Origin of the sequence: Pseudodesulfovibrio sp. (assembly GCF_028692895.1) — a bacterium.
GTDB lineage: Bacteria > Desulfobacterota > Desulfovibrionia > Desulfovibrionales > Desulfovibrionaceae > Pseudodesulfovibrio.
The window spans coordinates 1-11,500 of record NZ_JAQUWN010000034.1; the positions used below are offsets into that span (position 1 = coordinate 1).

The 11,500-nt window shown below is 67.4% G+C and carries 10 protein-coding genes and 1 pseudogene; 3 read left to right on the plus strand and 8 right to left on the minus strand.

Annotated elements, in window-relative coordinates; all coding sequences use genetic code 11:
* From PHP91_RS09945 to PHP91_RS09960, 4 genes and pseudogenes are all read right to left on the minus strand, one after another.
* Nucleotides 1–271, minus strand: a pseudogene (locus PHP91_RS09945) (mercury methylation corrinoid protein HgcA); the annotation flags it as partial.
* Complete coding sequence (locus PHP91_RS09950) at nt 268–582, minus strand: metalloregulator ArsR/SmtB family transcription factor (protein ID WP_300140058.1); 315 nt, start codon at nt 580–582, stop codon at nt 268–270. The gene PHP91_RS09950 and the pseudogene PHP91_RS09945, both read right to left, overlap by 4 nt.
* A gap of 81 nt (nt 583–663) precedes the next feature.
* The gene (gene rarD / locus PHP91_RS09955) at nt 664–1,569 is read right to left on the minus strand and encodes an EamA family transporter RarD (RefSeq protein WP_300140060.1); all 906 of its coding nucleotides are present in this window, start codon (nt 1,567–1,569) and stop codon (nt 664–666) included.
* A 66-nt stretch (nt 1,570–1,635) separates the two neighbouring features.
* Nucleotides 1,636–3,072 carry a PLP-dependent aminotransferase family protein gene (locus PHP91_RS09960; RefSeq protein ID WP_300140062.1) on the minus strand — a complete coding sequence of 479 codons (1,437 nt, stop codon included), beginning with the start codon at nt 3,070–3,072 and terminating at the stop codon, nt 1,636–1,638.
* A 122-nt stretch (nt 3,073–3,194) separates the two neighbouring features.
* On the opposite strand from PHP91_RS09960, the gene PHP91_RS09965 reads away from it, so the two are divergent.
* Genes PHP91_RS09965 through PHP91_RS09975 form a run of 3 tightly spaced genes read left to right on the plus strand, consistent with a single transcriptional unit; the run spans nt 3,195 to nt 4,918 of the window.
* Entirely contained in the window at nt 3,195–3,914 is a 720-nt protein-coding gene (locus PHP91_RS09965) for an AzlC family ABC transporter permease (RefSeq protein WP_300140064.1), read from the plus strand.
* Nucleotides 3,893–4,219 (plus strand): AzlD domain-containing protein, encoded by a 327-nt coding sequence (locus tag PHP91_RS09970; RefSeq protein WP_300140066.1) that lies wholly within the window; start codon nt 3,893–3,895, stop codon nt 4,217–4,219. Before PHP91_RS09965 ends, PHP91_RS09970 begins: the two co-directional genes overlap by 22 nt.
* Before the next feature lie 12 nt (nt 4,220–4,231).
* Nucleotides 4,232–4,918 (plus strand): aspartate/glutamate racemase family protein, encoded by a 687-nt coding sequence (locus PHP91_RS09975; protein ID WP_300140068.1) that lies wholly within the window; start codon nt 4,232–4,234, stop codon nt 4,916–4,918.
* A gap of 146 nt (nt 4,919–5,064) precedes the next feature.
* Here PHP91_RS09975 and PHP91_RS09980 read toward each other — a convergent pair whose 3' ends face one another.
* The 4 genes from PHP91_RS09980 to PHP91_RS09995 are packed head-to-tail and all read right to left on the minus strand — an operon-like array spanning nt 5,065 to nt 11,497.
* Nucleotides 5,065–7,068 carry an HD domain-containing phosphohydrolase gene (locus PHP91_RS09980; protein WP_300140070.1) on the minus strand — a complete coding sequence of 668 codons (2,004 nt, stop codon included), beginning with the start codon at nt 7,066–7,068 and terminating at the stop codon, nt 5,065–5,067.
* Between the two features lie 27 nt (nt 7,069–7,095).
* Nucleotides 7,096–8,391: an HlyD family type I secretion periplasmic adaptor subunit gene (locus PHP91_RS09985; protein ID WP_300140072.1), complete on the minus strand. Its 1,296-nt coding sequence runs from the start codon at nt 8,389–8,391 to the stop codon at nt 7,096–7,098.
* Nucleotides 8,388–10,613 carry an ATP-binding cassette domain-containing protein gene (locus PHP91_RS09990; protein WP_300140074.1) on the minus strand — a complete coding sequence of 742 codons (2,226 nt, stop codon included), beginning with the start codon at nt 10,611–10,613 and terminating at the stop codon, nt 8,388–8,390. The genes PHP91_RS09985 and PHP91_RS09990 overlap by 4 nt, the downstream gene beginning before the upstream one ends.
* Nucleotides 10,614–10,633: 20 nt before the next feature.
* The gene (locus PHP91_RS09995) at nt 10,634–11,497 is read right to left on the minus strand and encodes a hypothetical protein (RefSeq protein ID WP_300140076.1); all 864 of its coding nucleotides are present in this window, start codon (nt 11,495–11,497) and stop codon (nt 10,634–10,636) included.
* Nucleotides 11,498–11,500: the final 3 nt, after the last annotated feature.

Sequence of the window (11,500 nt, forward strand, 5' to 3'; positions counted from 1 at the left end):
CCAGCCGGTCACGCAGGGAGAGGGCGGTGGCCACGCGGGGCGCCGGACCGGGCTTGGTCTCGATGAACCCGGTGACAAAGGGCTCCACGCGGTAGCCCGGCTTTTCGTGAACCCCGGCACGGGGGTCCGGCTTCGGCCCTCAGCAGGGCGCGTCGGCGTCGGGACCGGGCGGTGGGCAGCAGCCCTGCGGGTCCAGTGATGCCACGGGGGCCAGGGGGACGAGGGGCGTCAGGTCCTTTTCGGGGGCCAGGGGCGAATCTTTTCCGGTCATGCGGGCTCCGTGATGACGGCGGGGTCGGCCAGCCGGTCCAGGGTGCGGCGGAACCGGGCCAGGAACGCCTTGTCGATGCAGTAGCAGGTCCGGGGGCCCTCCACCTCGCCGGAGACCAGCCCGGCCTCCCGCAGCACCTTGAGATGCTGGCTCACCGTGGACTGGGCCAGGGGCACGATCTCCACGATGCGGCCGCAGACGCACCGGTCCTCGGCCATGAGGTGGCGGAAGATGGCCAGCCGGGCCGGGTGGCCCAGGGCCTTGCACGCCTCGGCCAGTTGTTCGTCTTCGAGAGGCGGGGAGGGCCGCATGGTTCGCTCCTTTATCGTTGATCGACGATAAGCGATGAATGCGCGTGCGTCAAGCCGTGAAGGGAGTGGGGGGGAAGCGGATCAGCGGGCGCGGCGGTGCCGGCGCAGGGCGCGCACGGAATCGACGGTGTAGAGCACGAGCCCGGCCCAGATCAGGGCGAAGGTGACCATGTGGCCGACGCCGAAGGGTTCCTTGTAGACGAAGACGCCGAGGAGGAAGGCGATGGACGGGGAGGCGTATTGCAGGATGCCCAGGGTGGAGAGGTTGAGCCGCCGCGCGCCGAAGGCGAAGCCAATGAGCGGCAGGGCCGTGACCGCGCCCGCGCCCACCAGGAGCAGGTCCGTGGACGGGGAGCCCGCCAGGAACCCGCTCGCGCCGTTCCACTTGAGATGGATGAGATAGGCCAGGGAGGCCGGGCCGAGGACCATGGTCTCCAGGAACAGGCCGGGCAGGGAGGCCACGGCCGCGATCTTGCGCAGCAGACCGTAGCAGCCGAAGGAAACGGCCAGGGTCAGGGAAATCCAGGGCAGCTCGCCGTGGCTCAGGATGGAGACGGCCACCCCGGCCCCGGCCAGGCCGATGGCCGCGTACTGGTAGCCGTTGAGCCGCTCGCGGAAGAAGACGAAGCCGAGCAGGACGTTGACCAGGGGATTGATGTAGTAGCCGAGGCTGGTCTCCACCACGTGGCCGGTGTTGACCGACCAGATGTAGAGCAGCCAGTTGCCGCCGATGCACAGGCTGCTGCACGCCAGGATGAGCAGGCTGCGCGGCGAGGCCAGGGGCGCGAAGGCCTCGGCCCAGCGGCGCTTCACGGTCAGGATGACGCTGATGAAGACCAGGGACCAGAGGATGCGGTGGCAGAGGATCTCCAGCGGGGCGACGTCGCCGAGGGCCTTCCAGTAGATGGGGAGCAGCCCCCAGGCGATGAAGGCGGCGAGGGCGGCGGCGAAGCCTTGGGCTGGTTCGGTGGCGAGTCGTGGCGTCATGGGTGCTCTTGGTTGAATGGGGAGCGCCAAGCTACGCCCGGTCCCCGTCACGGTAAAGCGGAAAGATCACGCCCCGGCCATTTCGGCCGCCATGACGCCGAGCCGGGCGATGCCGCGCTGGATGCGCTCGGTCACGGGCTCGCCGCAGCTCAGCCGGATGTAGTTGCTGAACTTGTCGCGGGTGGAGAAGATGGCCCCCGGCGCTATGGCGATGGACTCGGCCCTGGCCCGGAAGAACAGCTCCACGCCGTCCACGCGCGGGTCCAGCTCCAGCCAGAGCACGCCCCCGCCGCGCGGGTGGGTGACGCGCGTGGTGGGCGGAAAACACTGCTCCAGGTGGAGCTGCATGGTGTCCATCTGCTGCTCCATGCTGGCCCGCAGCCGTTTCAGGTGGCGGCCCATCCGTCCCTGGCGCAGGTATTCGGCGATGGCCATCTGGGCCGGGGCGGAGGTGCAGACGTTGGTGGTGGCCTTGATCTCCAGCACCTTCTGGCGGAACCGGCCCGGCAGGCACCAGCCCACGCGGAATCCCGGCGAGATGGTCTTGGAGAACGAGGAGCAGAGCAGGACCAGCCCCTTCTCGTCGAACTGCTTGTAGGTGCCCGGCCGCTTGGGCGTGAAGTGCAGGTCCGTGGACACGTCGTCCTCCACCAGGGGGATGCCGCGCGCGGCGAGCAGCGAGACGATCTCCCGCTTGGCCTCGTCGGGCGTCAGGCTGGAGTCCGGATTGTTGAAGTTGGGCGAGAGGACGCAGGCCGAGATGTCGAAGGTGCGCAGGGCGTGGGCCAGGTCCGCCGGGTCCACCCCGCCCTCGGGGTCCGAGGGGATCTCGATGGCCCGGAGCCCCAGCGTCTCCAGCAGTTGCAGGAAGCAGTAGTAGGTGGGCGACTGGATGAGCACCGTGTTGCCCCGGCGGCAGGTGGCGCGCAGGGCCAGGTAGAGCGCCTCCATGCACCCGGCCGTGATGACCGGGTCCTCGGGGCCCACCGGGATGCCGCACTCCATGGAGCGAAAGGCCACCTGGCGGATCAGCTCCGGGTCGCCGGGGATGGGGGCGTAGCCCATGGCACGGCGCGGGTTGTCGCGCACCACGGCCGCCGTGATCTTGCCCATCTCCGCCAGCGGCAGCAGCTCCTCGCCCGGGGCGATGACCGCCAGGGGCACGGCGTCCTCCCTGCCCACGGACTCCAGCACGGTCTGGATCAGCCCGATGCGGGTCACCGGGCGCGGCTCGCTCATGGGCGCGGGCGGGGTCTCGGTGCGAGGCAGACGCGTGGCCCGGCGGCGGACGAAGAATCCCGAGCGCGGCCGCGACTCCACCACTCCCTTGTGCTCCAGCTCCACATAGGCCTGGTGCACCGTGGAGACGGACAGCCCCAGGTCCCGGCTCATCCGCCGAAGCGACGGCAGCCTGTCCCCGAGGGCCAGTCCACCGGACTCCACCAGGTCCATGATCCGCCTTTCCACGGCCTGGTAACGGTAGGTCGACGTTTCCGCCCGCATGGCAGCGCCCGATCTGTTATGGTTGAAAAATAAAAAATCTGTATCTGTACTGATGACAGATTTTCCCCTTTACTGCAACCCATGGCGTGGACCACAAAACGGATATGGAAGAGGAAGGGAGAATGACCACGGAAGCGATGATCGAGAAACGGGCGGCGGCGTCCCCGCTCACGGACGCCCTGCGCCAGGTGGCGCCCATCATCATGGGCTACGTGCCCGTGGGCGCGGCCTTCGGCGTGCTGGCCTGCAAGACCGGGCTCTCCCTGGCCGCGACCCTGCTCATGTCGCTCCTGGTCTACGCGGGCTCGGCCCAGCTCATCGCCGTGGCCATGTTCGCGGCCGGGCTCTCGCCGCTGGCCATCGTCGTCACCACCTTTGTGGTCAACCTGCGCCATGTGCTCATGAGCGCCGCGCTGTCCCCGCATGTCCGGACCTGGCCAAAGTGGCAGCTTACCCTTTTCGCCTACGAGGTCACGGACGAGTCCTTCGCCCTGCACTCCGCCCGTCACGCGCGCGGCGACACGAGCAGGCCCGTCTCCTTCCTCATCAACGCCATCGCCCACGTCAGTTGGGTGCTGGCTTCCTTCGTCGGCTACCTGTCCGGCGCGGCCATCCCGGACGTCAAGCCGCTGGGGCTCGACTTCGCCCTGCCAGCCATGTTCATCGCCCTGCTGGCCATGCAGGTCAAAAACGGCCTGCACGTCTTCGTGGCCGGGTTCACCGGCCTGGCCTCCATTGCGCTCATGCAGTCCGGCGCGGACCGCTGGAGCGTCATCATCGCCACCATCCTGGGCGCAACCCTCGGCGCGGGAGTCGAATCATGGATGAAAAAACGGTCATAGCAACCATCCTGGGCATGACCCTGGTCACCTGCGTGCCGCGCATCGCGCCCCTGGTGGCCCTGGCCTCGCGCACCCTGCCCGAGCCCGTGGTGCGCTGGCTTTCCTACGTGCCCACGGCCGTGCTCTCGGCCATGCTCTTCCCCTCGCTCGTGCTGCGGGAAGGCGCGTTCGACTTCTCCACGGAGAATTTCTTCCTGTGGGCGTCCATCCCGGCCATCATCCTGGCCTGGCGGACCCGCAGCTTCTTCGGCACCGTGGCCCTGGGCATGGCCCTTGTGGCCCTGGGCCGCCACTTCCTCGGCTGACGGAGCGACAGCATGAAGACCATAGGCATCATCGGCGGCATGAGCTGGGAATCCACCCTGGAATACTATCGGATCATGAACGAGACCGTGAAGGAGCGCCTGGGCGGCCTGCATTCCGCGAAGCTCCTCATGTACAGCGTGGACTTCGCCGAAATCCGCGGGGACATGCTCGCGGGCGACTGGGACGGCGCAGGCGAACGGCTGGCCAAGGCCGCACGGGCCCTGGAGAAGGGCGGCGCGGACCTCCTCCTCATCGCCACCAACACCCTGCACAAGGTCGCTCCGCGCGTGGAGGCCGCCGTCTCCATCCCGCTCCTGCACATCGCCGAGGCCTCGGCCGACGCCGTGCTCGACGCGGGCCTGACCCGCATCGGCCTGCTGGGCACCGCCTTCACCATGGAGCAGGATTTCTACACCGCCCGCCTGGCCGCGCGCGGCATCGACGCCCTGGTCCCGCCCGAGGCCGACCGTCGGCTCATCGACCGCGTCATCTTCGACGAGATGTGCAAGGGCGTCTTCACCGACGAAGCCCGCGCCGAATTCCTGCGCGTCATCGGCGGCCTCACGGCCCTGGGCGCCCAGGGCATCGTCCTCGGCTGCACCGAGATCGGCATCCTGGTCCGGCCGGGGGACACCGACGTCCCCCTTTTCGACACCTGTCTCATACATGCGACCCGAGCGGTTGATCTCGCCCTCTAGGACGCATTCCTCCCTGAACGGCCCGCCCTCCCCGGCGGGCCGCTTCTTTTTGTGCGGACGCGGGCGAAGACCGGGCCGGAACATGGTCCCGGCCGAAGCGCGGCGGTCACCGGCTGGCCGCCGGGTCCGCCGTCCTCCCGGCGGGATCACTCCTTGTCGGTGTCGATGTCGTTCTCGCGCATGATGTGCTGGCCGCTGGCGGATTCGACCACGGCTTCGAGAGCGCGGATGACGGTGGCGTCGTAGCGGCCGGTGGACTGCCGGAGCACGTCGATGGCCTCCCAGGCGGTCTTGGCCTTGCGGTAGGACCGCTTCTTGACCAGGGCGCTGAAGGTGTTGGCCACGCCGAGGATGCGGGCGAGCATGGAGACCTCGTTGCCCTTGAGGCCGTTGGGGTAGCCGGTGCCGTCCAGGGTCTCCTGCATCTGCCGGATGGTGTCCGCGATGGGCAGGTCGAAGTCGATCCCTTCGATGATGCGGCAGGTGTGCTCCACGTAGCGGCGGGTCTCCCGGATTTCCTCGGGCGTGAGCTTGCCCTCTTTCTGCATGATATCCCTGGGCACGAAGGTCTTGCCGACCTGGGAGAGGATGGCGGCGGCCTCCACTGTGGCGCAGTCGGCGTCGCTCAGGAGCAGGGTCTCGGCGATTTCCACGGAGAGCCGCCGGAGCAGGGCTGTGTGGCCGTCCAGGAAGGGCACGCTCTCCACCGCCCGGATCAGGGCGTTGATGATCTGCTGGCGGTTGTTGATGTCCTGCGCGTGCCCGGCGCTCTCTTCCGTGACGTCGCGGAACAGGAAGAGGATGCCGGGCTCCTCCTGGTCCTCGGCCCGGCATTGCAGGGTTGTGACCGCGTAGAGCCGGGGCGAGGGGCCCCGATAGGTCTCCAGCACCTGGGAGTGGGGCCTGCCGCCGGACATGGTGAGCATGCGCACGCCGTGTTGCAGGTCTTCCGCCTCGGCGGGGTTGAAGAGCTCCGTCAGCGAGAGATCGAGGATGACGGACAGGGGCTTGCCGCACATGTTGGCGAAGGCGTCGTTGGCGAAGGCGATGGTCTCCCCGTCGGGATCGACCAGGCAGACCGCGGTGGGCAGGACCTTGCCGATGGCGGTGCTCATGGCCAGGCTCCGGCGCATGGATTCCAGTTCCTGGGCCAGGGCCTTTTCCTCCCTGTGGTGGCGGTAGCGGCTGAAGAACAGGACCACGCTGGCGATGAAGAAGAGGGCCAGCACGCCGCCGACAACCAGCAGGAAGCGCAGCAGATTCCTGTATTCACGGATGGGCGCTGCAAGAACCTCCCGGTCGGTCTCCGCGACGATCCACCAGTGCACGGCGGGCAGGTAGGTCGCCGAGGAGTAGACCGCCCCGGTCCCGTTGAGGTCCGCGCGGCCGCCGAACTCCACTGCCTTGACGCCCGCGAGGGACGCCTTGACCGGGATGACCTTGACCAGGTCGGGGTAGGCGACGACGATTTCCTGGAACGCCCCGCCTTCGCTCCGCTGCACCAGGCGGACGGCGGTGTCGTAGTCCAGGTTGCGGACCGAGGTCAGGAAGCTGCGCAGCACGTCGTGCAGGGGCACGATCAGGGCCAGCACGTATTCCGGCTCGGCCGAGTCGGACAGGACGTGGGGCGGATAGACCGGGATGAACAGGTTGGAGACCAGGAGCCCCTTGTACAGGAACATGGGCGAGAAGTAGGGCTGCCGGGTCTTGGCCACGTTGCGGACCGGGGCGTAGAACGCGCTCTCCGCCCCGTCGAGCTTGCCCATGGTCGTGGCCCGCAGGTGGCCGTCGGGGCTGAAGAGATGGCCCGCCATGAAGCCGGAGACGTTGACGAAGTTCTCGAAGTCCTCCTGGGCCCGGTCCTTCTTTTCCTTCTTCATGCTGGCGAAGTCGGCCACGGCGCCGCGGAAGATGCGCGCCTTGGCCAGCTCGCGGGCGCGCAGGACCGGGGCGACCAACTGGCCGGAAAGGGCCTCGGATTCTGCGAACAGCACCTTGCTCTGGTACTCCTCCACGTCGACCACGTCCTTTTCCTGCCTCGTGTCCAGCAGCAGCGAGGCGGAATACCACGCCCCCGCGCCGAGCACGAGGAAGAAGCAAACGAGGACGAGGGCGGTTATCCAGGAGGGGCTGCCGTTGATGACTCTCATGTCCGATTCCCTTCGGGCCGGGGCCCGCTATCTGGTGTTGTGCTCCGAAAGCGCGCCGCGAACGCCGCGCATGACCGGAGACAGCACGTACTCCAACACGCTTTCCGTCCCCGAGAGGATGTTGACCTCGACGATCATGCCGGGGATGAAGTCCTTGGTCTTCTCCGCGTCCTCCTTGATCGTCTTGAGGATGACCCGGTAGTACCAGGAGCGCGTCAGGTCGTCGAAATAGGTCTTTGCCGAAATGTTGACGATTTCCGCCCGGAGCATGGTCTTGCGCGAAAACTCGTAGGACGATGGCCGGATTTTCGCCATCATGCCGTTCCATATCTTGGTCCGGTCGTTGGGCTGCACCTTGCCCTCGATGCGGATGACGGCGTCGTCGGGCACGATTTCGGCCAGGGCCTCGCCGGAGCGGACGATGCCGCCCACGGTGTTGGCGCTCAGGCGGTAGATGGTGCCCTTCACCGGGGAGCGGACCACGCTACGCACGATCTGCTCGTTGGCCGCGTTGACCTCTTCGGTCACGCCCTGGAGCTCCGACGCGGTGGTGCTGATCTCCTCGCGCACGTCGCGGATGAAGTCCAGGCGCTCGCGGCTGATGCGCTGCTTGAGCTCCTGGATGTCCAGGGCGTATTCCTTGCTCTTGTTGGCCACTTCGTCGAGACCGGTGGCCATCTTGGCCAGCTCGGACTTGCGCTGGAGCAGCAGTTGGCGCGAGCCCACGCCCTTCTTGACCATGGGTTCAAGCAGGTCGTGCTGCTGCTTGAGGACGCTGCGCTCCTCCTCCAGGTTTCGCATGTGCCGCTTGCCGGCCGCCAGGGCCGCCTCGGACTGGGCGATCTGGGTCTCCAGGATTCTCACCCGCTGCTGCAGGGCCTCGGCCCGGTAACGGGCGAACTGGAGCTCGCTCAGTTCCTCGTCCGTGGCCGCCCTGCCCGCGAACGCCTCCACGCTGTCCGTGCTTTCGGCCATGAGCCGCTCCAGCTTGGCGCGCAACTGCTTCTGCTTGATCTCCGACTTGTTGCGTTCCTTGGTGGTCGTGGTGTTGGCGATGGCCACGATGGGCTGCCCGGCCACCACGCTGTCGCCCTCGCGCACGTAGACCTTCTCCACCACGCCGCCCTCGTAGTGGCCCACCACCTTGTCGGTCAGGTTGGTCTCCACGATTCCCTGGGCCCGGACGGTCTTTTCGATGTCGCAGTTGTAGGCCCAGACGAGGAACACGACCAGGAACACGGCCACGGCGGCCAGGACGATCATGCTGCCGGAGACCTCCTCAAGCAGCAGGAAGAAGCGGGAAATCGGGTTGCCGCGTCTCACGCCCTGCCCTCCCTATGCGCCGGGGCCTGGCCCAGCTTGGCCAGAATGGCGTCGCGCGGGCCGTCCGCCACGAGCCGCCCCTGGTCGATGACCAGGATGCGGTCCACGATGCGCAGGATGTTCGGCCGGTGGGTGACGATGAGCATGGTCTTGCCCTCCATCTCCCGGCTCATGCGCTCGACGAAGATGTGCTCCTGGGTGGAGTCCATGGAGCTGGTGGGCTCGTCCAGCAGCAGGATGGGCGGGTCGCCGATCAGGGCCCGGGCGATGGCCACGGACTGCCGCTGCCCGCGCGAGAGGTTCCTGCCGCCCTCGGCGATGGGCATCTTGAGCCCCAGGGGATGCCTGGACACGAAGGTGTCGATGCCGGAGATGAGCAGGGCGTGCTCCAGGGCGTCCTGGGAGACGTTGCGCGCGCCCATGAGCAGGTTGAATTCCAGGGTGCCGTGGAAGAGCACCGGCGACTGGGAGACCACGCCCATCTTCTCGCGCACCTTTTCGACGTTGAGGTGGGCCATGTTGTGCCCGTCCAGGAGCAGGACGCCCTCCGAGGGCCTGGCCAGGCCGGCCAGGAGCTTGAGCAGGGTGGTCTTGCCGCTGCCCATGGGGCCGATGACGCCCACCCGCTCGCCCGCCCGGACCGAGAAGGAGATGTTCTCCAGGACGTAGGGGGCCTCGGGCTGGTAGCGGAAGGAGACCGCGTCGAAGGCCAGGTCGCCGCGCACGTTCTGGATTTGCAGGCTCCCGCCCTCGCCGGATTCCTTTTCCAGTTGCAGGATGGCGTAGAGGTCCTTGTAGGAGCGGCGGGCGAAGAGATACGAGGTGACAAGGTTGGCCACGCTGGCGCACACGGCCACGCAGCGGCCCGAGAGGACCATGGTCGTCAGCAGGCCTCCGCTGCTCATGGACCCGCTGCCGATCAGGGCGAAGGCCACCACCACCAGGCCAACGGAGTTGAGCTGGCTGAGGAAGGAGGTGGTCATGGAGCAGCGCGACTGGGCGAGCCGGTAGCGCGCGCCCATCTCTCCGCTCTTTTCCACCTCCTGGGCCCAGCGGGAGACGAAGGCCCGCGAGGCGTTGGTCACCTTGATCGACTCCATGCCCTGGAAGACCTCGTTGAGGAACGAGCTGCGGCGGGACTGGAGCCGGGCCTGCATCGACACGGTGCGGTCGATGAACAGGCCGTAGGCCAGGGAGACCACCAGGACCAGGAGGGAGATGACCAGCGGGACCATGACCAGGACGCCGCTGTTCAGGAAGATGACGAAGAGGAAGAAGAAGAGGAAGAAGAAGTCGATGGCCCCCAGGACGAGCTGGCTGGTGAACAGTGTCTTGATGCGCGAGAACTCCTGCACCGCGTGGGTCAGGTGGCCCACCGAGGCGGGCAGGGCGGCGTGGACCACGTTGAACACCTCGCGCAGGAGGTGCGGCTCGGCCTCGCGCTCCACCTGGAGCGCTGCCTTTTCCACCAGGATGGAGCGGATGTTCTTGAGCAGGTAGTCGAACCCGAGGACGATGACCGCGCCGGTGGCCAGCACGCGCAGGGAGTTGCCCGCCAGGTTGGGCAGGATGCGGTCGTAGAAGATGCCCATGAGCAGCGGGATGACCAGGGTGAAGCAGTGGATCATGACCGAGGCCAGGACCACCTGGGAATAGATGGGCCACATCCGCCCGACCTGCCCGGTGAACCAGGTCAGGCTCAGGAAGGGGACCGCGTCCGTCTCGAAGACCGAGGCGAAGGAGCAGGCCCATTCGCCGAAGGGCTCCAGGCCCGAGGGATCGTTGCGCACGGCGGAGGAGGCCCCGTTCCAGATCTCGACCATCCGGCCGTGCCGCTTTTCCACCACCGCGAAGCTGCCGTCCGCGTACTGGACCAGGGCGGGCAGTTGCGCCGCCGTGAACCGCTCGGGCAGGGGAGCCATGGCGGCGCTCAGCCCCATGTTGTCCGCCTGCATCTGCAGGTAGTGGTGCAACTGCGACGAGCGGCCGAGCTCCATGGCCTTTTCGGAAACGCGGATGCCGAAGGAGTCGGCGATGCGGTGCAGGCAGCGGGTGATGGACGCGCCCATGCCGGGTGGCGGCGCGGCCGGCTCCTCCGCGTCGGACGAGACCCGGCACGACGCCCCGGGATCGTCCGGGACGGCCCGCTGCGGCGCGTCGGCGGGAACTCCCGAGATGGCCCGCACTTTGGCCCTGGTCTCGTCTTTCGTCGATTTCGCCATGTTTTCTTTCTTGCGGCGGGCTAGCGCGGCAGCTTGCCCACGCCGATGACCACCTGGTTGGTGCCGGGAACGGCCTCGTCCAGGGCGCGGAACTTGATCTTGGATTTGGGAATGCCGCCTTCCTCGTTGATGACCCGGATCAGGCCGTAGAGCCGCTTGAAGGAGACGGAGTTGGAGGTGCTCGACGACACGCCCTCGAAGTTGAGGGTGGCGACCAGTTCCAGCCCGTTGGAGGCGATGGCTCCCTGGTTGCCCTTGATCCACTTGAGCAGCTCCACCTTGGTCGAATCCTCCAGCGTGCTCGTCAACTGGTTGTAGAGGATGATGATCCGGTTTCTCGGGTCCATGCCCTTGACGATCTTGGTTATGAAGGGCGGCGGGGCCTTCTCCTCGCCCGCGCGCAGCTCCACGTCCTTGCCGCGCGAGGCTTCCAGCTCGGCGATGCGGGCCAGGGCCTTTTGCAGAGCGGCCTTGGCGCCCGCGTCCTCCTTGTTTTTGCCCTCGCTCGCCTTGGCCGCGGCCAGAGCCGCCTGGAGCCGCTTTTGCAGCGCCTTTTTCTCCATCTCCAGCTTCTCCATGGCCAGCACGGAGACCGAGCCCTTGGGATCGAGGTCCTCCTCGCCCAGCTCGGCCTTGCGGGTCAGGGCCTCCTTGAGCTGCTCGCTGGCCGAGAGCGACTTGTAGTCGATGCTCTCGGACGCGGCCACGGTGTCCACTGGCTCCTCGGCCACGCCCTGGGCCACGGCGGTGTCCTTGATGGCGATCATGTAGGACAGCGTTCCCACCACCAGCACCATGAGCAGGGTGAAGAAGACCATCATCATCAGAACGGTCGACAGGGCGTCGACAAACCCCGGCCAGGGGGGTGCACCGTTATCGGCCATGAT